Raw genomic sequence first — 26855 nt, forward strand, 5'->3', positions numbered from 1 at the left:
GTTCCTCCGGGGGTCGAGCGACTCGGCGCGCCACCTATTCCGTATCGCGGTGCCCGGCGCGCGCGGGCGGGCACCGCGAATGATCACACTCGGGCAGGCAACCGCCGGCGACCGCCGACGATATCGCCGATCAATTCGGTGTAGCCGTCGATCAATTCGGCCAGGCGGTGCCAGCGTTTACGCGCGTGCTGATCGCGCGCCCCGTCGGTTTCGATCACCTCGTTGGCATACACCCAGCCCCAGGCCATGCGGTCGATCACCGCGCCCAGTGTCTCGGTGTGGATCATCCCGTCGCGCGGTAGTGATCCGCGTTCGCAAATCCACTCGTCGATATCCTCCACCAGCTCCCGGCGGCGGTTGTCCACCTCGGCCACCAGCCGCAGGTCCCGCATGGCGGCCCGGCGCGCATGCAACGCCGCCAGCGCATGCGCCGAGCTCAGTAGATCGTGATCGGCGAATTCGGTCCCCTGGAAACTGCACAACAGCTGCGTCGCCGTAGGCAGTCCGCCCCTCGGGGGCACTACCTGCCGCCCTGTTCGAACGTCACCCGGCACCATCACACTCTGTTCAAACATGATCGGCTCTCGATTCGGTCGTACCGCTATCGGATAGGTTTTGTTCAGTCGGTGACAATAGTTGATACACATCACTGAGCGCCGGAGAAACGCACTATTGCATTCGCCCTTTGGAGTAGATCGCACTCGAAGGGTCAGTCGGCGGCCACGCAGAACGAAGCGACCCCCGGCCTATATCGGCCGGGGGTCGCGTGCCGGCACCCGGGTTCCGGGCCGGTAGGACCTTCGATCGTCCGATCCGATCACGGACTCGATTCTTCCGGCACTTCCGGCGGAAACGGATCCCGCAGACTCGGTGCGCCGGGAACCAATTCCGGAAGGTCGGGCATCGCGCCGACGATCTCGGTGATCGGCCCCAGCGCCTCGACCCGGTACTTCTCCGCGTATCGGGCGGCCTCACGCGCCACCTCAGCGATCTTCCGCGCGAGCGCATCCGGTTTCTCCCGCATCGCGGGTTGCTGCAGTTCGATCTCCACCACCACCCCCGCGGAGTCGACACTCACCTCGACCTGACCATCGACGGAACGGGCTTGGATACGAACCGTATCCAAGTGTCCGCGGATCTCGGCCAATCGCGCGATCTGGTCCTCGTATGCATCCATCGCGCGATGAACCTCCATACGGAGCTGCTGACCGACCTCGTCCCCGCTCCGGCCCGGCGACGGCTGCGTCATCGGGAATCATCCCCGAGCGCCGCGAACGCTTCGGCCCGATGCCTGACCATCATGGCCGCGACATCCGCCCTGCGCTCGTAGGGCCATGCGGTATCGGCCAGATGATGCAGAAGCCATCCGGTATCCGCCTCGTCCAAACGAGCCACCGCGAACAACACGATGTCCTCCATGACCAGCATGTGATCTTCGACCGGATCGATCTCGCCCCGCAGGAGCCGTAGCACGATATCCCGGGACAAGGGCAGATCCGAATCGCCCATACACCTTCACTCCACTCGGTTCCGCGACGCCGCCTGCACGACAACCGATGCACTCGTGCACCGGATGAAGCGGCCGCCCCCTGCTGGAGCACGGGGGCGTAGCCGGATTCGAGGGTATCCCGTCCTACCGGGATCGACACCTCACCCGCCGCCGCGGATCGGATGCCGCTGACGGCAACGGCAGTCGCCACCGATTCCCAACCCGCGACACTGCCCACCCCACCACTCCCGCAGACACTGCGCAGAACATACCGAACACCTCCGCCGAGAGTCTCGCCCACGCCGGAAATACCGCGAGCCAGCCGAGTTCGCCGGGTAATCCACCCCCGTCCACAGCTGAACAAACCGGGAATGGTGCCACGAGTACCGGAGGCGAACCAGCAACACCGGCCGGAGCAGCACCGGCGACGATCGCCGCAACGAGCGGTCCGGGCATACCGCCGACGCCGACTCGAACTTCCGACGCCGCGACTGTCTCCCCATCGCCCCGTGCGCAGGCAACAGGAAGGAACGACACCCCGGGGACCTTCGAACGACAACGACCGAGCACTCCCTGGTCCCGCAGCTCATCGCCTGCCGGACCACCGAACAGGGTATCGGCGCCCGCCGCCGAGCCCGGCGGGACAAGACCACCGTCCGCATCTCCGCCTCCGGCCGCGCAACGGAAAAACAAGCGAGACCAGCGTGAAACCCTCCCCGTGGATGCCGCGGCGCGCGATACCGGGAACGCCGCTGCCCAAACGAATCAGTTCCTCGTACAGGCACTGACAGCCCGGCACGATCTGCGGGTTGTCGGCTTCGACGCTCCGGGAATCGCCCCGGGCACATGCCACGAAATAGCGGTGGCGATCGATGATGTACTCACCGAACACCCCCACCTCGCACTCGGCGAATTCGTGATCGGCGAATGCGGGCAAGACGTCACCAGGCTCGAATGGGCCCAGGTGCCGGGCGAGCACGGGCCGGAGACCCAGATACGGCGGCTGACACTACAGTACGAGGTCGCGTGCAGGCCCGAGCTCTACTTCGAGAAAGTCCGCGCCGGGACAGCCCCCGGCAGGCCGGGCCCCGGCTCCGAGGAACGACCCGTGTACTGCGCAATCGTCCGAGAACTCGGTCACGCGCTCGATACTCTCGGTGGCCTGCACGCACGCCGGGTCGCGCAGCGTACCCTCATCGCCGAATATTTCGTGCTGCGCGGAGCCGAGCTGTACACAGAGACACTGGGCAGTGTCGTACACGGGTACCAACAGTGGCGGGACGGTCCTGGCGATAATGGCTCCGCGGGCGGCAGGTTCGATCCGGGACCGGCACTGGCGGACGCTTTCGTGGAAGTACAGCTGAACCGGGGAGAAGCCGGGGCGCCCGCTCGCGCGCTACGGCGATTGCTCGTGGAAACGGCGAGACCGTAATGGATCCACACTGCCTACGGGACTTCGGCAGCCGGCGCAGCGCCCGGTGCGGAGGCGTCGAACGGTGACATCCAGTGACCATTCGACTACCCCCTGAATTTCCGGACTGGCTGGTGTCGGCGTGCGCCGGCCATTTCCCGGAAGGTGACGAAGACGCCATGCGCCGCGTCGCGGTCGCATGGACGGATACCGCCGACACCTGCGATGCCATTGCCGTCCGGCACGCCGATACCGCCGGCCAGGAGAAACTCGCGATATCCGGGCAGGCCACCGAAGCGAAGGGAGCCCGCAACAAACAGCTCGCCGAAGACCTGCGCAATTCTGCCCAATGCTGCCGGCTCATGTCGGATCAGCTGAACACGGCAGCCCGCGATATCGAATACACGAAACTACTGGTGATCTTCACCGGAATCACGCTGCTGGCGCAACTGGCCATAGATATCGCACTGGTGGGCGTCGGCAGTATGAAAGCGGCGGCCGAAGCCGCGTGGCGGGCCGCGAGCAGAGCCGTCGCGGGGCGGGTCAAAACCGCGGAAGCCTCGGCAATGGCACGTCGTTCCGGTATACCACTGGCGAAGGTAACGGCGATCGGCGTGGGACTGGGAGCCGGAACCGGAGCCTTCGTCGATTTCGGCGCTCAATGGTGGCAGAAAGAAGTTCTCGACACGCGGGACGAAATCGACTGGGGAAATGTCGGGCGCTCCACCTTCATCGGCGCTGTCGGCGGCGGCGCCGGTGTACTGACCGCACTGCGCCTCGCGCCCGGCATCAACAAAGCCATGCAGCGTATTGCGGGGAGGTCGTCGTCCAATGCCGTGCGCTACGGCGCCCGGATCTCGGGAGCTCTGCTGATCGGCGGCGTAGGAGGCCTGGGCGGCGGCGTGGCCGGCGCCGGCGCGCAGGTCATCGCCACCGGCCGGATGCCGACGGCGAGTGAATTCAAGGCCGCCATGGTCACCGGGTTCGCCAGCGGATTCGTCGGCGCGGCCTCGGTTTTCGCACAGCCTTTCTCCCCTCCGGGAACAACCACAGCGGCCCGGTCCTCCACACCGCCCGCCCCTGATCCCGGCACATCACCACCGGCGCATACGCCGCCGGGCGACCACTCACCGGTCAATACCACCGACCCCGCGGCACCGGGCAGCGAACGAGATTTTGCGGACAGCGAGCGCGTTTTTCGCGGCGGCGGAGGTCGACCGCCGACTGCGGTGATCGTCGACTACATCGACGAGCACCGGGACAGGTTCGGGGTCGGCCCGATCTGCCGCGTGCTGACCGAGCACGGGCTCAAGATCGCCCCGTCTACCTACTACGCCGCGAAACAGCACGGCATCAGCGATGCCACCTGGGCCGATGCCCTTACCGCAAACAGGTTGTTCGACCTGTGGAGCACGAATCGGGGCCCGTATGGGGTGCGTAAACTCTGGCACACCGCCCGCCGGGCGGGCCACAACATCGGCCGCAATCAGGTAGCGCGGCTGATGTGGCTGACCGGGATCGACGGGGTCGTGCGCGGGCGGCGCACCACCAGAACCACCGGACCCGGCCCAGCCGCTGAGCCGCGGCATCCGGATCTGATCGGGCGTGCGTAGTCGGTGCCGATGCGTCCGGATCGGTGGTGGGTCGCCGATTTCACCTACTGCTGGACTCTGGCCGGGTTCTGTTACACCGCGTTCTGCGTGGACGTTTACTCGCGGCGGATCTTGGGTTGGCGGGTGATGTCGTCGAAGACGACGCCGTTGGTGACCTCGGTGCTCGAACAGGCGTTGTTCACCCGCCGGAGAACCGATTTACGTTTCACCGCAACAGGATTGATACATCATTCCGATGCGGGGTCGCAATATACGTCACTGGCCTTCACCGAGGCATTACGGGATTCTGGTATCGCTGGATCCATAGGCAGTGTCGGGGATGCGCTCGATAACGCGCTCATGGAATCGGCGGTCGGGCTCTATAAAACCGAGTTGATCGACCGGAACCCGGTCTTCTCCGGACGCGCGGAGCTGGAGCGCGAAACTGCATCCTGGGTGCACTGGTACAACACCGCGCGCCTGCATTCCGCGATCGGATACCGGCCACCGGTCGAATACGAACACATCTACCATCAACAGACCATCTCGGCCGAGGTGGTCTGAACCCGGGTCTCCACCAGGTCCAGGACGGTTCATAACGCTAACTAGTCCGAAACATCCGACGGCCGACGGCCCCGAACTGAGAATCAAACCGATAGGTTCGGAGCATCGTCTCGACGCCGATCAGATTCGGGAGCTGATCACAGGTTACGAAGCCAGGACCACGGTGTACGAGCTGGGAGATCGGTTCGGGATCGACCGCAAAGCGGTCAGCAGGATCCTGCATTGCCATCAGGTACCGATGCGCCGCCGTGGCCTGACGCCGGAACAAGTGGACGAGGCAACCCACCTCTACGGCACGGGCTGGTCCCTCGCACGAGTCGGCCAGCATCTCGGCGTCGACGGCACGACCGTTCTGAACAAGTTCCGCGAACGCGGGATACCGACGAGGGACAGCCAGGGACGACCCCCCGTGTAATCGGCCGTCACAGGTTCGCGCCCTGGGCGGGGCATGTCGAACGTGGGAACGGGACGACCTGCGGTCTTCGCTCGGGCAGTTGGCTACAGAAGCCGATTGCCAGCTATAGAGCAGGTCTGGTCCGCACCACCCCGCGCCGTGGCCGTCCGACCATCTCAGGTCGTCGACGGGGCGCGACATCGCCGGTTCCCCGGACGTAGCGGCGGCGCACGCCGCCGCTACGGCGGAAAAGGTTTCGAAAGACGGTGGCGCGGGCCGGGGCTTGGCCAGGGAACGGGCGTGTCGGCGAGCTCGGTCGGCGTGGCAGCAATCGGGCAGGCAACAAGGCGGAGAGAAGGTTCACGCATCACCCGGCCCCGTCGGTGGATGAGGTGAACCGGTCGTGTTGTCGGCGTCGGTTGCAGCGGCAACTCGGCCACCCGGCCGACTTGCAGCGCGGATTGTGCGGAAATGCGGGTCACGCAGGCTATTCCGAGTCCGGCGGCGTCGATCTGAGCGGTGCCCGCGAGCGGATGGGTGCTTGCGGCGATCACGATCTGCTGTTCGCGGGCCACCAGGACCCGTTCGTGGCCGGGGCCCCGAACTGTGCGATGTTCTGTGCGCCCATGCCGTCGATGTAGTCCAGGCCCTCGGCGCCGAACGGCGCGAACGAGGCGATGAGCAGCACGCCCTCAACGATCCCCGGGACCACCGCCGCACTGGTTTGCGCGGTTCGGGTGAGCCGGTAGCTTTTTGGCTCGGTGGTCGAGAGTGCGGGTCGCACCATTCGCACTACGTGACGGGGTTGCGTAGCCACTTGTTGTGTTCAGCGCATCGTCGGGCGGTGACGAGAACGTTTGCAATGGCGGGCGAGGGATCGTTCGCGGGCCACAGCATGGAGAGCTCTGCCAGGATCGGCGGATCGACAACGTCGCGAACAACGATGCCGGCGGCGGTTGTCGCGGCATGCTCGGCGAATGATGCGGGGGCCAGGCCGACCTCGCGGCCGCCGGCCAGCCGGGCGAGCATGGCATACACCGGTGGTTTCTCGAATGCGCAGATCTCGGGTGCGGAGCCCGCCTCGTGGAATGCGTCGACGATGCCGTCGTAGTAGGCAGGCGCGAGGTGGCGAGGGAACAGCAGCAGTGTTTCGTCGCGGAGGGCTGTCACCGGGATCCTCGGTGTGTCGGCGAGGCGGTGGCGAGTGCTGAGGAGTGCGGAAACAGGCTCTTCGCGGAGGATCTCGCCGGCTACCCCGTCGACGAGCTGTGGTGAGAGGGCGAGACCGATGTCCAGGTCGCCGGCCCGGAGTCGTTCGGGCATCTCGGCGCTGAAGATCTCCCGAGGGTCGACGACGAGATCGGGGTGGGCCTCCCGGAGCGCATCCAGAAGTGTTGTGAGCGTGTCGAAGCCGGTAACCGGGGTGTAGCCCAGCCGAATGGTCGTTGCGATCCCTGACCCGGCCAGCCGGGTGAGCTGTACGGCTTGCTCCAGCGCTGCCAGTGCTTTCGGTGCCTCGCGAACCAGTGTCCGGCCTGCGGCGGTGAGCTGCACCTGGCGGCTGGAACGCATGAACAGCGGGGTGCCGAGGGTCTGTTCGAGTTTGCGGATCTGATGGCTCAGGGACGGCTGGGCGATGTAGAGACGGATGGCTGCGCGGCCGAAGTGGAGTTCTTCGGCTACGGCCAGGAAGTAGCGGAGGACACGGGGGCTGATATCGATAGACAAATCCTACCGATGGGCGCCCGAACAAGTCTTGGACGCCCACTCGGTGGCCACCGTACGGTCGTTTTCGGGCTGCGGAGACGTTCCGGCCTGCCCCGTCGAACCTCGTCGGAGCCGGTGTCCGTTCGCCTGGCCGACCTCCATCGCACAAAAGGAAACAGCGTGACGCGCACCGCAAAGTTCGGACTCGAAGCACTGCTCACCCCCGAGGAGAGCGTTCTGGTGCTCATCGATCACCAGCCTTACCAGTTCGCCAATCTGCACAGCCATGAACCGACCCTGATCGTCAACAATGTCGTCGGCCTGGCCAAACTGGCCAAGGTGTTCGACGTCCCGACGGTGCTGACCACGGTGATCGAAGAACGCGGCGGCTACCTCATCAAGGGCCTCCAGGACGTCTTTCCGGACCAGAAGCCGATCAACCGCACGTTCATCAACACCTGGGAAGACCGTCGCGTGGTCGATGTCGTGGAGAAGACGGGACGCAAGAAGCTGATCATTGCCGGGCTGTGGACGGAGATCTGCGTCGCCATGCCAGCCATCCAGGCACTGGACGAGGGGTACGACGTCTTCGTCGTCACGGATGCCTGCGGCGGGGTAACTGCCGAGGCGCACGATATGGCGGTGCGTCGTATGGTGCAGGCCGGCGTGGTGCCTATCACCTGGATGGCGGTGGCCGGCGAATGGCAGCGCGACTGGGCTCGCGAGTCGACGACCGGCGGGGCCGGGGAGGTCATGGCCGAGCATGGTGGCGGTAGCGGGGTAGCGCTCGCCTGGGAGCTGCAACTACTGGCGACACCCACCTCTGATGGTGCTGTTGCGTAACGCCGGCGACCCACCCCCGGTTGTTCGTCCGAGGGAGTTGCATGATGGATGCTCGCAGATCGAGCTCGGCATCAACAGCTTCGGCGACCGGCCCCGCATCGACAGGGGCGAGATCGTTTCGCACGCCCAGGCGATCCGCGCCGCGGTGACCGAGGCGGTTCCGGCGGTCATCCCCCGAGTCCGCGAGATCCTGGCCGAACAGCCCACTGCCACGGCGGGGACGACACGATGACCGCCACAGGCGGCATCTGAGATTCACCATGCCGGTGATCCGATTCCGCGTGTACGCGGAATCGGATCACGCAGTGTCCATTTGCGGCAAGTGGCCGGCCTTGGGCTGGTCGGCATCGAAGGTGAACCGACGTGCTCACTATGAGCCCTCACATGGACTCGCGTAGCGGTGCGATCCGCGCCGTCACACCGATGTCGTGCTCTCTGCTCCATTATCTGCCGTGACCTATCTCGAGCCGACCAGGAGATCAGAACATGTCTCAGGGTGAATCAAGCTTGTCCAGCGCTGAGCGTGGCCGTCGAAGGAGGCCACTGGTTGCGGGTGTCGCGGTCGCGGTAGTGACCGCCATTGCCTTGGCGACAGTTTCGATCGTGGCTTGGACCGGTCGCGATGACACAGCGGCGACGGAAAACGGCGATACGGTGACACCCGACGTCGCAGCACTGGCGGGCCCGCTCGCCGATCAGGAGCTGGTTTGGGAGGGCTGTGATTTCAACGACGACGGCCCGCCCCTTCCGGACGCGGACGTGTCCAATGTCGAGTGCGCGACGATGAAGGTGCCGCGGGACTGGCTGAATCCGGATCCGGAAGTTACCTGGGATGTTCGCATCTCACAGGCGCGCAACATCGATTCTTCGGACCCCGATTATCACACCACGGTCATCACGCATCCGGGTGGACCGTACGCATCCGGGCTGTCCTACAGCACCGCTGTCCAGATGTACACCCCGCAGCTGCGCCCGAGGACGAACTACGTCAGCTTCGACCAGCGTGGCCTCGGCCGGTCGAGCCACGCGGAATGCGAATACGAATACGATCCGGCCGACGGGCCGTCGGCTGCCGCGCGGGCGATCGGCGAGGCATGCTCGCAGGATCCCGAGGTGGCGACGATGACAACCGAACAGGCCGCCTATGATATGGATTTCATCCGCCATCTTCTCGGACTCGAGACGGTGACCTATATAGGCTACTCGTACGGCACCTGGCTGGGTACCTGGTACGGCAGCCTCTTCTCCGACAACATCGAGCGGATGGTCCTCGACTCCGCGACGGACTCGACCCAGGAATCCATTCAGGCCCTGTACAACTCGGCCCACGAGGGCCGCGACCGCCAATTCCGCCTCCACATGATGAACTGGATCGCGCGTAACAACGCGACCTTCGGGCTCGGGTCGGATCCGGAAGCGATCTGGCGGCGATACTTCTCGGCGACAAGCACGCCCGAGCGAACACTCGCGGCGCGCTATGCCTGGAACGCGGTGAACGGCCCCGTGGCATTCTCGAACCCCCTCGGGTATCCGGCGGCGGGGAGCCTCGTGACAAGCATCATCGCCGAAGCCGAAGCTCCGGCGGAGTCGATCGGCCCCGCGGAATCGGCCGCCCGCATCATCGATCAGGTGGACCTGCCCGACCACCTGATCGCCGCCGCGCATGATAGGCTCGCCGGGCTGGCGGCGACAAGTCACGAACAGCCCGGGAAACCGATCCGGGGCACGTTCGACTATGTCATCGAGTTCACCGCCTGCACCGATGGGCAGTGGACACAAGGTCTCGACTACTGGGAGAAGTTCCACGAGCGCACGGCACCCCTCGCGCCGTTGTCGGCGCAGCTCGGGCTACTGGTCACGCCGACGTGCGCGTTCTGGCCGACCGACTCGACGATGCCGACACCGGACGACAGCTTCCCGCAAACCATCATCCTGCAGAGTGAGCTCGACTCGATGACGCCGTTCGAACAGGGGCGGGCGGCCGGCACCGGGCTGCCGAACACGAGCCTGATCGCAGTCGACAACGAGAGCGTCCACGGTGTCTTCCCCTACGGCACCGCGGAGGTGGACCGTCCGGTGATCGACTTCCTGCTCGGCGGCGATCGGCCCGCGCGGACGATCGTCGCCATGGGGAAACCGTTGCCTTTCGAGCGGGTCACATACGAGTCGTGGACACCGCTCGACGAGAACGCCGAGCACACCACCGAAACCCCCATGTTCACGGATCCGACGCACATCGCGCCACGTTAGATGTACTGGAGAGCGGAAATTTAGCCACCCGCGTCCATCCTCGGACAAGGTCGTGTCCGAAGCATGGGAGGCCGCGGACGCGTTCGCATCGGCGATTCGAGAATCGGCGTCGTTGAGCGGACTCTCGGTCCGAGTTCATCCAACTGCGGGTTTCACAGATCAACAGGTGCGCGTACTGCGTAGATCTGCATTCGCGCGAGGCGAGACGGGCCGGGATAGCGCAGCAGTAGCTGGACCTGCTACCGACATGGCGGCGCCGGATTGAGTGTCGGAATTGGCTCTGTCGCACTTGAGTGGTATGTCGATGATCTCGACGGCACGATGTTCCGGCGTGTGAGGTGAATGCGCCCGCCACCATGGCGTTTCCAGGGCTGTCGCCGCTGGTGGTGGAGGATGTGGTCGACGAGGGGTCGTCGGGTCGTGGTGTGGGCGCGGACGCCCGACGGCCTTGGCGAATGTCCGGGATGCGGTGCCGGGTCTACACGGGTCCACGGCTATCACTGGCGAACGGTGACCGATATGCCGCTCGACGGGCGTCCGGTGACCGTGAACGTGCAGGTCCGGTGACTGGTGTGTCCGACGGCTGACTGCTGCAGCACCTTTCGCGAACAGATGGCCGGTGTCCTGGAACGCTACCAGCGCCGCACGCCACACCTGACCTGGCAAGTACAATCGGTGGTGCGGGAACTGGCCGGACTCACCGGCGCCCGGCTGCTGAAATCCGACACCCTCGCCACATGGCCGGCCGCGCGACACCCGGCACGGACCACGACACCCCGTCAACGCCCCCACAAATGCCTCCGGGGCGCTGACCAGCGGTAAACCGTCGGTCGGCGCCCCGGAAGCCCGGTTCGGACAACTCTCAATTTGTGGAGCTAAGGGGAATCGAACCCCTGACCTTCTCGATGCGAACGAGACGCGCTACCAACTGCGCTATAGCCCCATACGGCTCTGCGAACCGCGCTGTGTCACTCTAGCAAATCAGGTGACATTACACCGAATCGAGGTTCTGACCTGCGATTATTCGACTACGTGGGCTGACCGGACAGCACCATCCGATCCCGTTCACGCCCCCGCGGCGCGGCGGATATCGCCGCCGCTGGCGCGGTGGCGCACCGTCCGGGCGATGCTGGCGTCATAGGCGTCCAGGTGCTCGAAGACGGGGTCTTCGTCGTCCGGTTCGAGCAGCTGCGAGCGACGCCGCAAGGCGCGGGCGGTATCGCGGTCCATACCGGGCCGGGCGGCCGCCGGGGCGGACTCCGCGGTCTCCTCGGGCTCACCGTCGAGGTCCCGGGCGCGGTCGGCCAGCCTAGCGCTGCGCCGGCGCCGGATCTCCTGTTCTATCCGCACCTGCTTGCGCAGGTATCCGAGATAGGTGACCAACGACAGCAGTGCGCCGCCGCATCCCCACCAGAAGAGTGGGCCGATGGCCACGGCGAGACCACCGCAGAGCACCGTGCCGAGAATGAGGGCGACCACGGCGCGCTGCCGGAAGGTGTAACGGGCGGCGCGGGCGATGGCGTCGGCTTCGGGGTCGTAGCCGCCGCGTCCGCGCCGGGTGGGCACGAAATCACCCTCGTCGTCGCCGGGCTCTTCCGGCCCGGGCGCACGCCGAGTGCCGGCGCGGACCGGCGGTATCCTGGCCGGCGCGGTGTCCATCATGTCTCCGCCGAGAGGTTCGGTTTCGGCGGCAGTATCGCCGGCCGGTTCCGTTTCCTCATCTTCTCCGGTATCCGGGTGACCCCCGGATACCTCTGGGGTTTCGATATCGTCGAAGATATCGGCCGGTTCGTCGCCGGGGTCGGTATGCGGTAGTTTCTCGTCGGCCTCGGTGACGGTCTCCTCGGCTGTTGTGGTCATGCGATCCTCCGCATCGTTGCCGTGGTGACGCTTTCGATAGGGCCGGCCGGACCGCTTTTTGCGGACATACCCACTTCTCTTGCGCCGTTTGGAATCTCCACGATGCAGTACCCGCGTAGCCAGCGCGGTGTCCGTTGTCCGGCGGATCCGCGGATGCCGGTCGGCCAGGATAGGGAACAGGACGAAGACCCACACCACGACCAGGCCGATCCACAGGATCGAGTTCGCCATCGTCGTCAGCACCTCCGTCCGCATGGTCAACGTCGCAGCCCACGCCATGACCGGTGCGTCCCGACGCCGGAGTTCTTCCCCGCGGGCACGTCTCGCAGATCGTGGTACGAGCTTCCCGCCGATGGCGCGAGGCGCACCACCGACGTCCGTAGGTTAATTCCGAGTAGGGGTACAGCACGGCAGGCGCGCCGTGCACATACGCCACATGAGTCACATTTCCACCAGCGCGACACCGAGCAGGCCGGTTCCGGGAGCCGGTTCAGCGCAGCGTCAACCGCCCTTCCCGGGCCAGCCGGTCGACCACCCTGCCGGACAGTTCCTCCGCCGTCATGGCAACAAGCAGATGATCGCGCCAGGCCCCGTCCACATCGAGATACCTACGCAGCAACCCTTCTTCGCGGAAGCCGACATTGCGCAGCACGGCCTGACTGGCCAGATTCTCCGGGCGCACAGTGGCCTCGACCCGATGCAAGCCGACCGGGCCGAAACAGTGATCGAGCCCCAATGCCAGGGCCGCGGTCGCCACCCCCCGCCCACCCAGGTCCCGGGTGACCCAGTACCCGATCCACGCCGAACGTAGTGCGCCGCGCACGATATTGCCGACCGTGAGCTGGCCGCCGAACGCGCCGTCCACCTCGATCACCAGCGGAATCATCGCCCCGCGCCGCGCCTCGGCCTTCAGGCTCGACCACAACGGCGGCCAGTTCGACGGATGGTTACGCGCTTCCCAGGCGCCCCGCCCCGTCGGCTCCCACGGTTCCAGATGGTCGTGCTCTCGTAACCGGATCCGGCTCCACGCAGCGGCATCCCGCAACCGCACCGGCCGCAAGGTGACCGCGCCGGCCCCCACCCGCACCGGGCCCAGATGCGCGGGCCACCCGGGATGCTGCGTAGCCCGGAATACGTTCATGGACTCCACTTCTAGCCGCGCTGTGCCAGGAACGCGACTCGAACCTTGTCACCGGTGCGAATCTCGGTGTCGTCGGGCTCGACCACGATCAAACTGTTGGCCTCCGACATCGCAGCCAGCAGATGCGACGAGCCTCCCGCGATATTGCCCAGTGGCTGCACCAGGTACTCACCGGTGGCCTCGTCGCGCATCAGCTGGGCCCGCAGATAGCCTTTGCGGCCGGCCATCGACTGGATCGGAGTGATCGTGCGGGCACGCACGATCCGGCGCATCGGCTGCCGCCGGCCCAGCGCGATCCGGATCAGCGGCCGCACCATGACCTCGAAAACCACCAGGGCGCCCACCGGATTCGACGGCAGCAGGAAGGTCGGCACCTCGTCGCGGCCGAGCCGGCCGAATCCCTGAACGGATCCCGGGTGCATAGCGACCCGCGCGATCTCCAGTTCGCCGAGACCTTCCAGTGCTTCACACACCTGATCCGAGGCCCAGCCGCCGACCGCACCCGCGATCACCACCACCTCGGCGCGCACCAGCTGCCCCTCGACCACATCGCGCAGCCGGCGCGGGTCGGCGTCGACGATCCCGACCCGGTTCACATCCGCGCCCGCATCGCGTGCGGCGGCGGCCAGGGCATAGGAGTTCACGTCGTAGACCTGCCCGGGCGCGGGCATCCGGTCGATATCGACCAGTTCTTCCCCGATGGAGATCACCGACAGCCGCGGGCGCGGATGCACCAGTACCTTGTCCTGCCCCACCGCGGCCAGTAGCCCGACCTGGGCCGGCCCGATAATCGTGCCCGCCCGCACGGCCACATCGCCGGGTTGCACATCGTCACCTGCGCGGCGCACATAGTCGCCGGACCGGACCGGTTCGTACACCTTGAGCCGTCCCCGGCCACCGTCGGTGAAATCCAGCGGCAGTACAGCGTCCGCGAGGGTGGGCAACGGCGCCCCGGTGGCCACTCGGACAGTCTGCCGCGGCTGCAGCCGGATGGGCTGGCGCGAGCCGGCGAGTACCTCACCGACCACCGGCAGAGTCAGATCGACCAGTTCGCCGTCCTCGTCGCGAATATCGGCGCCCGCGGATGCCACATCCACACTGCGCACGGCGTACCCGTCGATCGCGGCCTGGTCGAACCCCGGCAGCGGCCGTTCGGTCACCACATCCTCGGCGCAGAGCAGCCCCTGGGCCTCGGATATCGCGACCCGGACCGGTCGCGGCGCGACGGCCGCGGCCGTCACTTTGATCTGCTGATCCTCGACAGAGCGCATCCAGCCCTTCCCGATGTCCTCGCCGGCGCAGGCGATCTCATTCGTCCACGGTGAGTTGCGGATCCCAGTCCGGACTCAGCCGGTGCTGGAGCCACTCGCGTAGCGCCGGACCGTATTCGTCCCGCTCCAGCGCGAAATCCACCGCAGCACGAAGATAGCCGCCCGGGTTACCCAGGTCGTGGCGCGACCCACGGTGGACAACCACGTGTACCGGATGTCCTTCGTCGATCAGCAGCGAAATCGCGTCGGTGAGTTGCAGTTCCCCACCGGCACCCGGGCCGATACGGCGCAATGCGTCGAAGATCGCGCGGTCGAGCAGATAACGACCGGCAGCGGTGTAGGTCGACGGCGCCTCGTCCAGGCTCGGCTTCTCGACCATACCCTTGACGCGCATCACGTTCGGGTTGACGGCGTCGGGCACCGGCGCCACATCGAAAACGCCGTACGCGCTGACCTGATCCTTCGGGACATCGATGGCGCACAGGACGGATCCACCGCGTTTACGCCGGACCCGGTTCATCACATCCAGCACCCCGCACGGCAGCACCAGATCGTCGGGCAACAGCACCGCGATGGTCTCTTCATCGGGGTCGAGCACCGCTTCGGCCTGGGCCACCGCATGCCCGAGCCCCAGCGGTTCCTCCTGCACGACGGAGGTGACATCGAGTAGCCCCGGCGCCTTACGCACCTTCTCCAGCAGCTGGAATTTCCCGCGCTCGGCAAGAGTACTCTCCAGCACCAGGTCCTGCACGAAATGCGCGGTGACCCCGTCTTTGCCGGGCGAGGTCACGATAACCAGCCGCTCGGCACCGGATCCGGCCGCCTCACTGGCCACCAGTTCGATGCCCGGGGTGTCGACCACCGGCAGCAATTCCTTGGGAACGGTTTTGGTGGCGGGGAGGAATCGGGTCCCCAGCCCGGCCGCAGGTACGACGGCCGTCCGGAATTCCGGTTTCGACGGGTGTGCTTCCCCGTTCCCCTGCACTGCGGCCTCTGCTGTCATATACACACCCTATCCACGGTGCTCCCCGTTCAAACGGCTGTCTATATCGGCGCGCCTCCCGCACCCGGGTTTCGGCCGCTCGGCCGATACGTCCGGCCCCGCGTGGACAGATCTACGCTCGACCGGTCGCGGCCGACTGTGCCGAATCCCGGCGAACCGACGCCATGCCGGATGTAATCCGACGGCGCGGAACCCGGCGCATAGGGTGGTCGCCGTGCGGATGCCCGAGGAGATCGACAAGCAGGCCTGGCGGGCGACGATCCGTGCCCGGCGTCTGCAGGTCTTGGACTCGGTGCGCGCCACAGAGTCCGCCGCGCTCGCGGCGGCAGCGGGCCGGCTGGGCGACACCGGCTGGGTATGCGCCTACGTTCCGGTCCGCGGAGAACCCGGGTCGGTGGCGATCGCCGAGGCGCTGCGGGTGGCAGGGAGCCGGGTACTGCTGCCGGTGACCCGTGAAGCCGGCCCGCTGTACTGGGGCGAATACACCGGTGCGGACGCTCTGCGCCCCGCACGCTACGGCCTCCTCGAACCGCAAGGCCCAGTGCTGCCACCGGAAGCTGTCGCCACGGCCGGGCTGATCCTGGTTCCCGCCCTGGCGGTGGACCGGCGCGGTGTACGACTGGGACAGGGCGCCGGATACTACGACCGGACGCTCGGCCTGGCCGACCCCGCCGCACGCCTGATGGTGGTGGTGCGCGACGACGAAGTCGTCGAGCACCTACCCGAAGAACCCCACGACATCCGCATCCCCTGGTCCCTCACCCCGACCGCCGGACCGACCCGCCTGAACACTCGCCTGTGATCACCACAATGGGTGGGCCCGCCCGGTTCGGGAGCGACGGAGCGGTCGAGCGAAGCGGAGGAGTGAAGAACCGGCCCAACAGGGCCCCACCCTCGAGACACGGAGCGTCTCCGAAATTACAGCCACGCCCGTCACGGATGGTCTGCCCCCAGACCTCCCCGGTGACCAGGAGTTACCCCGGGACCACGATTGACCACGTCCCGATCCGGGCATCCGCACTATTTGCGCCGGCGCCGATGACGCACCGGGTGAAGATCAGGTTCACCCGACCCCGGCCCAGGGCGGATCACCTCGCTGCCGAGACCCTCGGCACACCCTCGTACCTGCGGGAATCAATCCGCAATTGGCACTGTTGGCACTGTGGCCTGTAGAGTGCTAATTCTCGAATACCGCGGAGGACCCAGTGCCAACCTATTCATACGCGTGCACCCAGTGCGACAACCGCTTCGATATCGTTCAGTCGTTCACCGATGATGCACTCACGGTGTGCTCGGAGTGCTCCGGAGCGCTGCGCAAGCTGTTCAACTCGGTGGGCATCGTCTTCAAGGGCAGTGGCTTCTACCGGACCGATAGCCGCAGCGGGGCATCGTCGGCCAGCGAACCGGCAAAATCGGACAGCTCGAGCTCGTCCGGTTCCTCGGATTCCGGCTCCGCGAGTTCGTCCAGCTCCTCCAGTTCCTCCGGCTCGTCCGGTACTTCGTCGGCACCGGCCGCCGCGGCCAGCTGAGCGAATACCCGGCACCGGGATCGGTGCCCCGCGCGCTGATTCATCCACAGCCCGCGTGTTGTCCAGAATCAGCCCACGGCCGAGCCGAGGCGGAATTTCCGCCCATACGCTCGGCCTATGAGTCGTCTACGCCAGCCCTCCTCAACCCGCGCCCGGCTCGGATCCGGGGAAACCTGGCGTGACGCGTTCGCCAACCGGCCGCCGTGGGCGGATACGGTGCTGGTGCGGCGAATCCTCGCCGGTCTGTGCGCCGTCGCGGCTGCCATACTTTTCCTCCGCGAGGATCCCGAACGCGCCCGTATCTCCGTGGTGGTGGCCGCCCGTGACCTCGCTCCCGGCCATCTGCTGGCGCCCGCGGATCTCCGGCTCGCACGGCTGCCACCGGGCGCGGCGCCCGACGGCGCGGAGACCGATCCGGCCGCGTTGACCGGTGCGGTCCTCACCGCGGCACTCCGCCCCGGCGAGGTACTCACCGATGTCCGGATCGTCGGTCCACGCCTGGCCGAGGTGGCGACCGGATCTCGGAATGCCCGCATCGTGCCCATACGGCTCGCCGATTCCGCCATCACCGAAATCCTGCGCGCCGGCGACCGGGTGGACGTTGTCGCCGTCGACACCACGGACCCGGCGCTGGCCGCGACACTGGCCGAGGACGCCGCGGTGGTGCTGGTTCCCGAACCCGCTGCCGAGCCGGGCGCGGGCCGGGCCGAGCCGGTGGTACTGGTGGCCCTCGAAGCGCGGCGCGCGGCCGCAGTCGCCGCGGCCTCCCTGAACAGCGCGCTCACGGTGATCTTCCATTGACGTGAAACGTAGCGTGCAAGCCCGGTCCTCCAGGGCCGGGATGCCGCATCAACCGCTTCGCAATCAGGGCCCGAGGTTTGTGGCGATCAGAACCGCTTCCCATCATTACTGTCGGTGGCGGTTGTTACCGTGTGCGGGTGCAGCTTCGGTACAACTTCCGCGTCTACCCGACGCCGGACCAGCAGGTCGCGCTGGCTCAAACGTTCGGGTGCGCGCGCGTTGTGTACAACGACAACCTCCGCGCCCGCGAACACGCGTATGCGGCCGAGGTGAAACTGTCGGATACCGAGGTTCAGCGGCGGGTGGTCACCGAAGCCAAACGCAGTCCCGAACGGTCGTAGCTGGCAGGTGTGTCGTCGGTGGTGCTGGTGCAGGCCTGCCAGGACGCCCGTGCCGCGTATCGGAACTGGTTCGACTCGCTGTCCGGGAAACGCAAAGGCCCGAAACTCGGCAAACCCCGGTTCCGATCCCGGAAAGACCATCGCCAAGCGATCCGGCTCACCCGCAACGGTTTCGGTGTGCGGGCGAATCGGAAGCTGTACGTGGCCAAGGTCGGTGAACTGAAGGTTGCGTGGTCGCGGGAGTTGGCGTCGGAGCCGTCGTCGGTCACGATCGTCAAGGATTCGGCGGGCCGGTATTTCGCGTCGTTCGTGGTCGCGGTCGAGGATCAGACGTTGCCGGAGGTCGACACCGAGGTGGGTATCGATCTGGGACTGACGACGTTCGCGGTCATGTCGGACGGGCGCAAGATCAACAGTCCGAGGTTTTTGCGGCAGGCCGAGCGCCGGTTGAAGAAGGCGCAACGGTGTCTGTCTCGTAAAGAGAAGGGCTCGCAAAATCGGGTGAAGGCCCGGATCAAGGTCGCCGAAGCGCATGCCCGGGTGGCCGATACGCGCAGGAATTTCGCGCATAAGCATTCCACGCGGATTATTCGCGAGAACCGAGCGATATTCGTGGAGGGCCTGTGCGTGAAAGGTCTCGCTCGTACGAAGCTGGCGAAATCGGTGCACGATGCCCGGTGGGCCATGTTCACCCGGATGCTGGAGGAGAAAGCTCGCCGGTACGGCCGTACCTTTGCCAGGGTGGATCGCTGGTTTCCCTCGACCCGGATGTGTTCGGTGTGCGGGGTGGTCGGAGACGCGAAGCCGTTGCATGTGCGGGAGTGGGCGTGCGGGTGTGGTGCTGTGCATGATCGTGATGTGAATGCTGCTCGTAATATTCTCGCCGCAGGGCTTGCGGAGAGTCGAAACGCTTGTGGAGGGGCGGTAAGTCCGGCCGCGTAGCGGACGGTTCGCCTCGGTGAAGCAGGAACCCACCGGAGAACCATGTGGTTCAGGAGGAATCCCGGCCGTTCACGGCCGGGAGGAAGTCAAACCCGAAAAGGGCCCGCCGCGCATTTGCGCGAGGGGCCCTCCGGGTAGCCGATCCGGCCGATGCGGGCTTGCCCGGCCGGGAAACGAGGCGTGGCCTGTCAGCCGAGGCTGAACGGCTGACCCCACAGCGTCACGACGGACATGACGTTATCGGTCTCGACCTTGACCTTGACGAAGGACCGCGCCTGCGCGTAGCCGCCGCAGCCGTTCAGGCCGATGGTGGTATCGGACCAGGTGACCGAACCGCTGTTGCCCTTGAACTTGTTGTTGGTCGAGTGGTCTTCGTTGCCGTAGTCGTCCGGCTTCTCGATATCGAGCACGTAGAAGGAATCGGCCTGGCCGGGGCCCAGCGTCAGGTTGCCGCCGACCTCGCCCGAGGGGGTGACACTGCCTTCGGAATCGATCTCGGCGTCGGCGCCGCCTTCGGCACCACCGCCATCGATGTTGACCTGGCAGCCCACGACGTAGCCGGGGTAGATCTTGCCACCGACATCCTCGCCGCCGCCGGAGATCTCGACCTGGGCACTACCGGACACCCAAGCGTTGCGGTGCACCGGGGTGGAACCCATGGACGGGCTGATGTTGGCGGATTCGCCGACCATGCGGACCGTCACCACGGTGCCGTCGGAGAGGGTTTTGACGATTTCGCCGCCGGGCAGCGGAATGAAGGTGTCGGCGTTGGCGGCGCCGGTGGAGAACAGGCCCAGCGCGACCGAGGCGGCCGCGCCGACACCGGCGAGGCGCGCCAGATTCTTACGGGTGAACATGTGTTATATGCCCCTCTGGGGTTGAATTCGCTACAGCGAGAGTTGGTGGGGTGAATTCGACCGGTGTCAGCGCGTCAGCCGATGCTGAACGGCTGCCCGTAGAGGGTGGTCTTGGAGTAGTGGTCGCCGATGATCTCGACCACGGTGTAGGCGCGAGCCTGCGCGTAGCCGGCGCAGCCCTGGATCTCCATCTCTACGTCCTGGTATTCGACGGAGTAGACGCCGGGCTTCTCGATGTCCTTGTAATCGATCTGGACGAATTTGACCTCACCGGGGCCGAGTTCGAGGCTGGTCGAGCCGCCGAGGCTGCCGCCGTCCAGGGTGAGGCCGAGGGACCCGCCCAGGCCGATCGCGTCTTCACCGATGCTCACCTGGCAACCGACGATATAACCGGTGTTGAGCTGCGAGGCACCGTGGGTGGAGGAGTTGTTGGTGCCGTCCGCATTGGTCGGGCCGTTGTTCGGCCCGGCTTCGCCCTCGGGCGTGACCGAGACGTCGGCGGTGGCGTTGCCCGAGACCCACACGGTCCGGCCCGCACCATTGGCGGCCATCGACGGCGAGACGAGCGCGCTCTCGTGAGTGCGGGTGATCTTGACACCGGGGCCCAGTTTCTCACCGTCCGGCAGCGGAACGAAGGTGTCCGCGTTGGCGGCACCGGTGGAGAACAGACCCATGGCCACAGCGGCGACAGCGCCCACGCCCAGGGCGCGCGCGCCGTGGCGCAGACCGGTGGTGCGGTTCTTGCTCATATTTCCCCTCATCAAGGTTTTACAGCGACACCCGACTTCGCAGCGATCGATGCCGGGGCGGCCCGAGAACAGGCTCCATAGAGCTTGAGTTACGGCTGTAGCCACTAGATGAACCCGAAACCACACAGCCGGTGAACACTCGGCTACCGCGCCACCGATTCGGTGTGGCATACGGATGATTCGCAGGTAACCAGAAGGTGACCGACGCTGGGGAAACTGCCGGCAACAGATAACCGGCCTGCCGTACACGGGACAGGCCCGCCGCTGCTGCGACGGGCCTGTTTCTGTGCCGGGAGCGTTCGATCGGTTATCAGCCGAGGCTGAACGGCTGACCCCAGAGGGTCACGTAACTGATCACATTTTCGGTCTCCACCTCGACGCTGATGAACGACCGCGCCTGGGCGTAGCCGCCGCAGCCGTTGAGGCCGATGGTCTGGTCGGACCAGGTGACCGAACCGGTGTTGCCGCCGAAGCTGTTGTTGGTGGCGTGGTCCTCGTCGCCGTAGTCGTCGGGCTTCTCGATATCGAGGACGTAGAACGATTTCGCCTGGCCGGGGCCGATGGTCAGGTTGGCGCCGGTTTCTGCGCTGGGGCTGACATTTCCTTCGGTATCCATATCGGCACTGGCACCGCCCTCGGCTCCGCCGCCGGCGATATTGACCTGGCAGCCGACGACATAGCCGGGGTAGATCTTGCCGCCTACGTCTTCGCCGCCGGCGATCTCGACCTGCGCGCTACCGGAGACCCACGCGTTGCGATGCACCGGCGTAGCGCCCATCGACGGACTGATGGTGGCCGATTCGCCGACCATGCGCACGGTCACCACCGTGCCGTCGGACAGCGTTTTGACCAGTTCACCGCCGGGCAGCGGCACGAACGTATCGGCATGGGCGGCTCCGGTCGAGAACAGCCCCAGGGCGAGAGTGGCAGCGGCGCCGACACCGGCCAAGCGCACCAGTTTGTTTCGGTTGATCATGGTTGGACCCTTCGAGGGGAAAGCTCGCGAATCGACGCGAGACGAGGTTCGTTTCGATACGACGGGACGGACCGGGCGGTTCAGCCGATGCTGAACGGCTGGCCGTACAGGGTCGTCTTCGAGTAGTGGTCGCCGATGATCTCGACCACCGTGTACGACCGCGCCTGCGCGTAACCCGCACAACCCTGGATCTCGATTTCGGCGTCCTGATACTCGACGGAGTACCTGCCGGGTTTGGTGATGTCCTTGTAGTCGATCTGGACGAATTTCACCTCGCCCGGGCCCACCTCCACCCCGACCGATCCGCCGACGTTTCCGCCGTCGAGACTCAAACCGAGAGATCCGCCCAGACCGATCGCCTCGTCGCCGACGCTGACCTGGCAGCCGACGATATAACCGGTGTTGAGCTGTGAGGCTCCGTGGGTGGATGAATTGTTGGTGCCGTCCGCGCCGGTCGGTCCGTTGTTCGGACCCGGTTCACCTTCGGGCGTCGCCGTGACGTCGGCGATCGCGTTACCGGAAACCCACACGACCCGGCCCGCGCCGTTGGCGGCCATGGAGGGCGAAATAACGGCATGCTCACCGGTGCGGGAGATGGTGACACCCGGGCCGGCTTTCTGGCCGTCCGGTAGCGGCACGAAGGTATCGGCACTGGCAGCGCCCACCGACAGAAGGCCAACGGCGACAGCGGCCGCGGCACCGATACCCGCGATCCTGGCGCCAGTACGTACACCGTCGGTGCGGTTCTCGCTCATATTTCCCCTCATCATTCGGACAAACAGCAGACCTTCGAGCTCGGACACACCGCTCTCCGGCTCAGACCAGTGTTTCGCTCGTTTGTTACCTACAGGTGACCCGTTGTTATTTCGGTGCAACACCCAAAAACAGACAATGCACACGAAAGCGACCGGCTGACCCCGTATTGCAAGCTCGCCGAACCGCCTTTGCGGCGGTCGACGCACCGAGATCAAGCGGTCGATAACAGGTTGGACAAAGCTTCTTTTCGCTATACGTTGATGTGATCTATTTCACATCTACGTATAGCGAAGCACGCACGTGCAGGTCACTTCCCATAGCAGAGATGCCGTCCCCCCACCCAGAAACGGTAAAAGTCCGTAAACAGATCGCCCCATCGGCGCATGGAAGAAATAAAAGACGCGCACCCCCCGGATACGCATTGTCGAAATTCTTGCGAGTCCAGTTCTGGACAATTGGCCCGAAAATCTACCCCGTTACCCTCCGGAGATAGCGAACCCGTATCGCAATATAACCGAATGTGTTGAGCGCCAAGCTTTTTACGCTTCAGCCCGCATCCCCGTGATGCGGCGGAACCTGCGAGCGCAGCCAATCGTCACCGTCGCGGTCCATTGACGAACCGTCGTCCCATTCATCGCGCGTAGTACTCGGCAGCACCTGACCGAAAACGCGATCCGCACGTGCGATATCCCCCGCCCGGCGTCGTGCCCGGCGGGGGACCTCGGGGGTCTCCCCTTCACTCATACCGCATGCCCCGGCTCACTCCAGCAGACCGGACAGCTCGCCGATGACACGACTCGCCAACGGCCCCAGGGTGGCCATACCGTCGCGGACAGCGGCCCGCGTACCCGGCAGGTTCACCACCAGGGTGCTACCCGAGATACCGGCCAGGCCGCGGGAAAGACCGGCGTCCAGCGACCCCGCCACCCGGCCGGATGCGCGCAGCGCCTCGCTGATCCCGGGCAGGTCCCGGTCGAGAACCTCGGCCGTCGCCTCGGGCGTGACATCACGCGGCGACATCCCGGTACCACCGACCGAGATCACGATATCCACACCGCCGATCACCGCGGTGTTCAAGGCGTTCCGGATCGCCACCTCGTCCGCCTCCACCGAAACGGACGCATCCACCAGGAACCCCGCCTCGGTGAGCAGTTCGGTGACCAACGGCCCCAGCGAATCCTCGCCGCCGTGTGCCGTTCGATCGTCGACGACCACCACCAGTGCGCGCCCCGCCACAGGAGCATCGATTTCCATACCGCTCACCGTAGCGCCGATATCGGTCGCGGCGTGGCCGCCCCCGGTCACCAATTGCATCACCGTGCTCCTTCCACCGCGGCGGCGGCGAGGGTCACCTCGACCGTCTCCGAACCACCGCCCTGCCGATCCGTGTACGTCACTTGCACTTTGTCCCCGGGCTGTTTCGAACGCACCGCTGCCACCAGGGCATCCCCGGAGTCGATCGTACGATCGTCGAGCCTGGTCACGATCGAGCCCGCCGGAATTCGAGCCTGTGCCGCCGGGCCGTTCGGGGTGACCTCGAGTATCCGCGCTCCATGTATGGATTCGTCGCGCTGCACGGTCATCCCGATCTGAGCGTACGTGGCGTGACCGGTCTTGATCAGTTCATCGGCGACCCGCCGCGCCTGATCCACCGGAATCGCGAACCCGAGCCCGATCGAACCGCTCTGCTGACCGGCCGCACCCGAGGAACCCAGGCTGGCGATCGCGGTGTTGATACCGATCAGCCGGCCCTCGCTGTCGACCAGTGCGCCACCCGAGTTACCAGGATTGATCGCGGCATCGGTCTGGACGGCGTCGATCACCGGATTCGGCACAGTAGGGTCACCACCACCTTCACCGGTGGTCGAGACCGGGCGGTTGAGCGCCGAAACGATCCCGGTGGTGACGGTGCCGGCCAGACCGAGCGGCGAGCCGATGGCCACCACCGGCTGCCCGACCTGCAGACCGGCCGAACTGCCCAGCTCGACCGGTTTCAGATCCGTTTTCCCGCGCGCCTTTATCACCGCCAGATCCGATACCGGATCGGCACCGACCAGGGTCGCCGCGGCGGTACTGCCGTCGGCGAAGGTCACCCGCATATCGCCCCCGGCGCCGCCACCCGCCGCGACGTGGTTGTTGGTCAGGATCAGCCCGTCCGAGGACAGCACCACTCCGGACCCCTCGCCCTGCCCGCGGTTACTGGCCACCTCGATCATCACGACGGAAGGAGTGACTTCCTGCGCGACAGCCTGTACCGACCCCCTCGGCGCGTTCGCGGCGTCCTTGATTTCGGGCACCGGCGCATCGAGCGCATTGGTCGCCGCGGGCCGGCTACCGGAATCGGTGACCAGGGCACCGACCACACCACCTACGCCACCGCTGACCAGTGCCAGCGCGATCCCACCGGCCACCAGCCCGGTACGCAGTGAACTCTTCCGAGGCGCGGGGGGCGGGCCGGCGTAGAACTGCCCGGTATCGCCGGGCGGCGGCCCGCCGGGAGGGGGCGGTGCGCCGTACGGATGGCCCATCGCCGGGTACGCGGCCGTATCGCCGGGTCGCGGACCCGGAAACGGTTGCTCACCCGGATACTGGGCTGTGCCGGCCTGCCCCGGCGGCGCGGGGGCGCCGGGGTCATGGACCACACCCGGCTGGGGATGCGAGTTCGAGGGCGGCACCGGTCCTTCTTCCGGCCGGTCCGGCCGATTGGTGAAATCCTCGGTCATAGTCTCTCTATTCTGCTCATATTCCCTGTCCAGGGTGCCGAACACGACTGAGAACCATCTGAGATTGGTGTGTGTTTTCGGCGGCGCCTTCGGCACGACCGGTGGTTGCGTCGGGGGTTCGGCGAGCGCCCCGGGTGGGCCGGGGATCCGGTTCGGTCGAAGAGCAGGCAGATCACTGGCTCTGGCCGGGTAATACGATCCGGATCATCGCACCGCCGCGATCGGAGGTGTCGATGGCAATCGTACCGCCGTGTTTGGTGACCACCTGTTTCACGATGGCCAGGCCCAGCCCCGAACCGGGCATGGAACGAGACGCCGTTGTCCGGTAGAAGCGCTCGAAGACCAGTTCGCGTTCGGCCGGAGGTATCCCGGGACCGGCATCGGCGACCGACAGTTCCAGCAGCCCGCGCCCCGTTTCGGCCATCCGCACCCGGACCGGTTCACCGGGTGGGCTCCATTTCGCCGCATTGTCGAGCACATTGAGAATCGCCCGTTCCAGGGCGGCTTCGTGGCCGTAGACGAACCATGGCCGTAGTTCGGCGTCGAAGGCCACGGCACCGCGGCGACGGACCCGTTCCAGCGCACGTTCGGTGACCTCACCGAGATCGACCCGCTCGTACACCGTCTCCGGGGCGTCCTCGCGAGCCAGGTCCACCAGATCGCCCACCAGGTTCGACAGTTCCTCGATCTGCGCCACCACATCCGAGCGCAGTTCGGCCATATCCTCCTCGGGTATCGCCGGAGCATCGGGGCGACTGGAGGCGATCAGCAATTCCGTATTGGTGCGCAACGAGGTCAGCGGAGTCCGCAGTTCGTGACCGGCGTCGGCGACCAGCCGCCGCTGCCGGTCCCGGGATTCGGCGAGCGCCCGCAACATGGTGTTGAAACTCTCGGTCAACCGCGCGAGTTCGTCGTCACCGGTGACCGGGATGGGGGTCAGATCATCGGTACGGGCGATTCGCTCGGTCGCGGCGGTGAGACGCGCGATCGGCCGCAACCCGGTGCGCCCGACGGTGGTACCGGCACCCGCCGCGAGCACGACCCCGCAGGCCCCGACGGCGAACAGCAGCCAGGCCAATCGGTCCAGTACCTCGCGAGTGGGTTCGAGCCGTTGCGAGATGACCAGGGTGACCCCGGAGTCCATCCGCTCGGCGAGCACCCGCTGACTGTTGTAGGTGCGCAGCGACGATTCCCGTGTGCCCTGTGCCACCGCGACCTCTTCGGTGCCGATGGGTGGTGTGGTGGGCTGCGGCGGCAGGTAGACGGGGAAGGTCCCCGGTTTCTCCGCCCCCGACGGTGGAATCGGATAGATGAGCGCAACGCCGATATCGTTCGAGAACAATGTGGCCAGGCCGAGAGACTGGAACGCCATATCGTCGATATCGCCACTGATCATGGTGGCCGCGCGGGCATGCAGCTGAGCGTCAACCTGACCGTAGAGCTCCCGGGCGACCATCGCGTAGGCCGCGATGGAGGTGATCGCCACGAAGATCGCCACCAGCGAAGCCGCCAGCAACGTGACCCGCCAGCGCAGTGAAACGGTGCGTGTCAACGGGGTCGGCGGGCGCATGGGCGGTGGTTCGTCGGGCCAGGGCCGGCCGAGCGTCGCCACCGTATGTTTCTTGGCCGCCGAGCGGGGGGTACGTGCCATATCCC

At 66.2% G+C, this 26855-nt stretch carries 29 protein-coding genes, 1 tRNA gene, 3 pseudogenes and 1 other annotated feature; of the genes and pseudogenes, 14 read left to right on the top strand and 19 right to left on the bottom strand.

Annotation, left to right across the window (positions count from 1 at the left end; genetic code table 11):
• Nucleotides 1–83: 83 nt before the first annotated feature.
• The 3 genes from NFL01S_RS09830 to NFL01S_RS09840 all read right to left on the bottom strand — a co-directional run bounded on the left by NFL01S_RS09830 (nucleotide 84) and on the right by NFL01S_RS09840 (nucleotide 1509).
• The gene (locus tag NFL01S_RS09830; protein ID WP_245670584.1) at nucleotides 84–521 is read right to left on the bottom strand and encodes a DUF4254 domain-containing protein; all 438 of its coding nucleotides are present in this window, start codon (nucleotides 519–521) and stop codon (nucleotides 84–86) included.
• Nucleotides 522–817: 296 nt separating this feature from the next.
• Nucleotides 818–1249 carry a YbaB/EbfC family nucleoid-associated protein gene (locus NFL01S_RS09835; protein ID WP_062973611.1) on the bottom strand — a complete coding sequence of 144 codons (432 nt, stop codon included), beginning with the start codon at nucleotides 1247–1249 and terminating at the stop codon, nucleotides 818–820.
• Nucleotides 1246–1509, bottom strand: coding sequence for a hypothetical protein (locus NFL01S_RS09840; protein WP_062973613.1), 264 nt, complete (start codon nucleotides 1507–1509; stop codon nucleotides 1246–1248). Before NFL01S_RS09840 ends, NFL01S_RS09835 begins: the two co-directional genes overlap by 4 nt.
• 698 nt (nucleotides 1510–2207) lie before the next feature.
• On the opposite strand from NFL01S_RS09840, the gene NFL01S_RS09845 reads away from it, so the two are divergent.
• From NFL01S_RS09845 to NFL01S_RS09855, 4 genes and pseudogenes are all read left to right on the top strand, one after another.
• Nucleotides 2208–2921 (top strand): hypothetical protein, encoded by a 714-nt coding sequence (locus NFL01S_RS09845; RefSeq protein ID WP_062973615.1) that lies wholly within the window; start codon nucleotides 2208–2210, stop codon nucleotides 2919–2921.
• Between the two features lie 113 nt (nucleotides 2922–3034).
• Nucleotides 3035–3433, top strand: a pseudogene (locus NFL01S_RS37760) (WXG100-like domain-containing protein); the annotation flags it as partial.
• Between the two features lie 625 nt (nucleotides 3434–4058).
• A pseudogene (locus tag NFL01S_RS09850) lies at nucleotides 4059–5056 on the top strand (IS3 family transposase); the annotation flags it as partial.
• Nucleotides 4091–4222, top strand: a sequence feature (AL1L pseudoknot). (Overlaps the previous pseudogene by 132 nt.)
• Nucleotides 5057–5219: 163 nt before the next feature.
• Nucleotides 5220–5471, top strand: coding sequence for a helix-turn-helix domain-containing protein (locus tag NFL01S_RS09855; RefSeq protein ID WP_062973617.1), 252 nt, complete (start codon nucleotides 5220–5222; stop codon nucleotides 5469–5471).
• Nucleotides 5472–5689: 218 nt separating this feature from the next.
• Here NFL01S_RS09855 and NFL01S_RS34285 read toward each other — a convergent pair whose 3' ends face one another.
• The 3 genes from NFL01S_RS34285 to NFL01S_RS09865 are packed head-to-tail and all read right to left on the bottom strand — an operon-like array spanning nucleotide 5690 to nucleotide 7178.
• A complete protein-coding gene (locus NFL01S_RS34285; RefSeq protein WP_168433868.1) occupies nucleotides 5690–6025 on the bottom strand; it encodes a LysR substrate-binding domain-containing protein in 336 nt (111 codons plus the stop codon).
• Nucleotides 6001–6237 (bottom strand): hypothetical protein, encoded by a 237-nt coding sequence (locus NFL01S_RS09860; protein WP_062973619.1) that lies wholly within the window; start codon nucleotides 6235–6237, stop codon nucleotides 6001–6003. The genes NFL01S_RS34285 and NFL01S_RS09860 overlap by 25 nt, the downstream gene beginning before the upstream one ends.
• 5 nt (nucleotides 6238–6242) lie before the next feature.
• Complete coding sequence (locus NFL01S_RS09865; protein ID WP_062973621.1) at nucleotides 6243–7178, bottom strand: LysR family transcriptional regulator; 936 nt, start codon at nucleotides 7176–7178, stop codon at nucleotides 6243–6245.
• 159 nt (nucleotides 7179–7337) lie between these two features.
• Here NFL01S_RS09865 and NFL01S_RS09870 point away from each other — a divergent pair, with 159 nt between their 5' ends.
• From NFL01S_RS09870 to NFL01S_RS36820, 5 genes and pseudogenes are all read left to right on the top strand, one after another.
• Entirely contained in the window at nucleotides 7338–8000 is a 663-nt protein-coding gene (locus tag NFL01S_RS09870; protein ID WP_062973827.1) for a hydrolase, read from the top strand.
• The gene (locus NFL01S_RS36435) at nucleotides 7984–8232 is read left to right on the top strand and encodes a hypothetical protein (RefSeq protein WP_218019602.1); all 249 of its coding nucleotides are present in this window, start codon (nucleotides 7984–7986) and stop codon (nucleotides 8230–8232) included. The genes NFL01S_RS09870 and NFL01S_RS36435 overlap by 17 nt, the downstream gene beginning before the upstream one ends.
• A 371-nt stretch (nucleotides 8233–8603) precedes the next feature.
• Nucleotides 8604–10250, top strand: a complete 1647-nt coding sequence (locus NFL01S_RS09880) for an alpha/beta fold hydrolase (RefSeq protein ID WP_062973626.1) — start codon at nucleotides 8604–8606, stop codon at nucleotides 10248–10250.
• A gap of 143 nt (nucleotides 10251–10393) precedes the next feature.
• On the top strand, nucleotides 10394–10480 hold the full coding sequence (locus NFL01S_RS37580; protein WP_210744520.1) for a carboxymuconolactone decarboxylase family protein: 87 nt from the start codon (nucleotides 10394–10396) through the stop codon (nucleotides 10478–10480).
• A gap of 126 nt (nucleotides 10481–10606) precedes the next feature.
• Nucleotides 10607–11030, top strand: a pseudogene (locus NFL01S_RS36820) (transposase family protein); the annotation flags it as partial.
• A 90-nt stretch (nucleotides 11031–11120) separates the two neighbouring features.
• Here NFL01S_RS36820 and NFL01S_RS09890 read toward each other — a convergent pair.
• The 5 genes from NFL01S_RS09890 to NFL01S_RS09910 all read right to left on the bottom strand — a co-directional run bounded on the left by NFL01S_RS09890 (nucleotide 11121) and on the right by NFL01S_RS09910 (nucleotide 15525).
• Nucleotides 11121–11193 (bottom strand) — tRNA-Ala (locus NFL01S_RS09890).
• Between the two features lie 122 nt (nucleotides 11194–11315).
• Nucleotides 11316–12341 carry a divisome protein SepX/GlpR gene (gene sepX, locus NFL01S_RS09895; protein ID WP_063915907.1) on the bottom strand — a complete coding sequence of 342 codons (1026 nt, stop codon included), beginning with the start codon at nucleotides 12339–12341 and terminating at the stop codon, nucleotides 11316–11318.
• 259 nt (nucleotides 12342–12600) lie between these two features.
• Complete coding sequence (locus NFL01S_RS09900; RefSeq protein ID WP_062973829.1) at nucleotides 12601–13251, bottom strand: GNAT family N-acetyltransferase; 651 nt, start codon at nucleotides 13249–13251, stop codon at nucleotides 12601–12603.
• A gap of 11 nt (nucleotides 13252–13262) precedes the next feature.
• Complete coding sequence (gene glp / locus NFL01S_RS09905; RefSeq protein WP_062973632.1) at nucleotides 13263–14522, bottom strand: molybdotransferase-like divisome protein Glp; 1260 nt, start codon at nucleotides 14520–14522, stop codon at nucleotides 13263–13265.
• A 37-nt stretch (nucleotides 14523–14559) separates the two neighbouring features.
• Nucleotides 14560–15525 carry a UTP--glucose-1-phosphate uridylyltransferase gene (locus NFL01S_RS09910; RefSeq protein ID WP_062973634.1) on the bottom strand — a complete coding sequence of 322 codons (966 nt, stop codon included), beginning with the start codon at nucleotides 15523–15525 and terminating at the stop codon, nucleotides 14560–14562.
• Nucleotides 15526–15745: 220 nt separating this feature from the next.
• On the opposite strand from NFL01S_RS09910, the gene NFL01S_RS09915 reads away from it, so the two are divergent.
• The 5 genes from NFL01S_RS09915 to NFL01S_RS09930 all read left to right on the top strand — a co-directional run bounded on the left by NFL01S_RS09915 (nucleotide 15746) and on the right by NFL01S_RS09930 (nucleotide 19138).
• Nucleotides 15746–16327 (top strand): 5-formyltetrahydrofolate cyclo-ligase, encoded by a 582-nt coding sequence (locus NFL01S_RS09915; RefSeq protein ID WP_062973831.1) that lies wholly within the window; start codon nucleotides 15746–15748, stop codon nucleotides 16325–16327.
• A 403-nt stretch (nucleotides 16328–16730) separates the two neighbouring features.
• A complete protein-coding gene (locus NFL01S_RS34300; RefSeq protein ID WP_084492555.1) occupies nucleotides 16731–17054 on the top strand; it encodes an FmdB family zinc ribbon protein in 324 nt (107 codons plus the stop codon).
• A gap of 117 nt (nucleotides 17055–17171) precedes the next feature.
• Nucleotides 17172–17855 (top strand): SAF domain-containing protein, encoded by a 684-nt coding sequence (locus tag NFL01S_RS09925; RefSeq protein WP_062973638.1) that lies wholly within the window; start codon nucleotides 17172–17174, stop codon nucleotides 17853–17855.
• A gap of 137 nt (nucleotides 17856–17992) precedes the next feature.
• On the top strand, nucleotides 17993–18196 hold the full coding sequence (locus NFL01S_RS36825; protein WP_245670585.1) for a helix-turn-helix domain-containing protein: 204 nt from the start codon (nucleotides 17993–17995) through the stop codon (nucleotides 18194–18196).
• A gap of 9 nt (nucleotides 18197–18205) precedes the next feature.
• Nucleotides 18206–19138 carry an RNA-guided endonuclease InsQ/TnpB family protein gene (locus NFL01S_RS09930; RefSeq protein WP_305781585.1) on the top strand — a complete coding sequence of 311 codons (933 nt, stop codon included), beginning with the start codon at nucleotides 18206–18208 and terminating at the stop codon, nucleotides 19136–19138.
• Between the two features lie 188 nt (nucleotides 19139–19326).
• On the opposite strand, the gene NFL01S_RS09935 is transcribed toward NFL01S_RS09930, so the two are convergent.
• The 8 genes from NFL01S_RS09935 to NFL01S_RS09970 all read right to left on the bottom strand — a co-directional run bounded on the left by NFL01S_RS09935 (nucleotide 19327) and on the right by NFL01S_RS09970 (nucleotide 26850).
• Nucleotides 19327–19995 (bottom strand): MspA family porin, encoded by a 669-nt coding sequence (locus NFL01S_RS09935; RefSeq protein ID WP_062973640.1) that lies wholly within the window; start codon nucleotides 19993–19995, stop codon nucleotides 19327–19329.
• A gap of 74 nt (nucleotides 19996–20069) precedes the next feature.
• Nucleotides 20070–20744, bottom strand: coding sequence for an MspA family porin (locus tag NFL01S_RS09940; RefSeq protein WP_062973832.1), 675 nt, complete (start codon nucleotides 20742–20744; stop codon nucleotides 20070–20072).
• Between the two features lie 310 nt (nucleotides 20745–21054).
• Nucleotides 21055–21720 carry an MspA family porin gene (locus NFL01S_RS09945; RefSeq protein WP_062973642.1) on the bottom strand — a complete coding sequence of 222 codons (666 nt, stop codon included), beginning with the start codon at nucleotides 21718–21720 and terminating at the stop codon, nucleotides 21055–21057.
• A gap of 80 nt (nucleotides 21721–21800) precedes the next feature.
• The gene (locus NFL01S_RS09950) at nucleotides 21801–22475 is read right to left on the bottom strand and encodes an MspA family porin (protein WP_062973644.1); all 675 of its coding nucleotides are present in this window, start codon (nucleotides 22473–22475) and stop codon (nucleotides 21801–21803) included.
• Nucleotides 22476–23022: 547 nt separating this feature from the next.
• Entirely contained in the window at nucleotides 23023–23220 is a 198-nt protein-coding gene (locus NFL01S_RS09955) for a hypothetical protein (protein WP_062973646.1), read from the bottom strand.
• A gap of 15 nt (nucleotides 23221–23235) precedes the next feature.
• Nucleotides 23236–23790 (bottom strand): MogA/MoaB family molybdenum cofactor biosynthesis protein, encoded by a 555-nt coding sequence (locus NFL01S_RS09960; RefSeq protein WP_062973648.1) that lies wholly within the window; start codon nucleotides 23788–23790, stop codon nucleotides 23236–23238.
• Nucleotides 23790–25199 carry a S1C family serine protease gene (locus tag NFL01S_RS09965; RefSeq protein ID WP_084492567.1) on the bottom strand — a complete coding sequence of 470 codons (1410 nt, stop codon included), beginning with the start codon at nucleotides 25197–25199 and terminating at the stop codon, nucleotides 23790–23792. Before NFL01S_RS09965 ends, NFL01S_RS09960 begins: the two co-directional genes overlap by 1 nt.
• A gap of 172 nt (nucleotides 25200–25371) precedes the next feature.
• Nucleotides 25372–26850: a HAMP domain-containing sensor histidine kinase gene (locus tag NFL01S_RS09970; RefSeq protein ID WP_062973653.1), complete on the bottom strand. Its 1479-nt coding sequence runs from the start codon at nucleotides 26848–26850 to the stop codon at nucleotides 25372–25374.
• Between the last annotated feature and the right edge of the window lie 5 nt (nucleotides 26851–26855).

It is taken from the genome of Nocardia flavorosea NBRC 108225 (genome assembly GCF_001613385.1).
GTDB lineage: Bacteria > Actinomycetota > Actinomycetes > Mycobacteriales > Mycobacteriaceae > Nocardia > Nocardia flavorosea.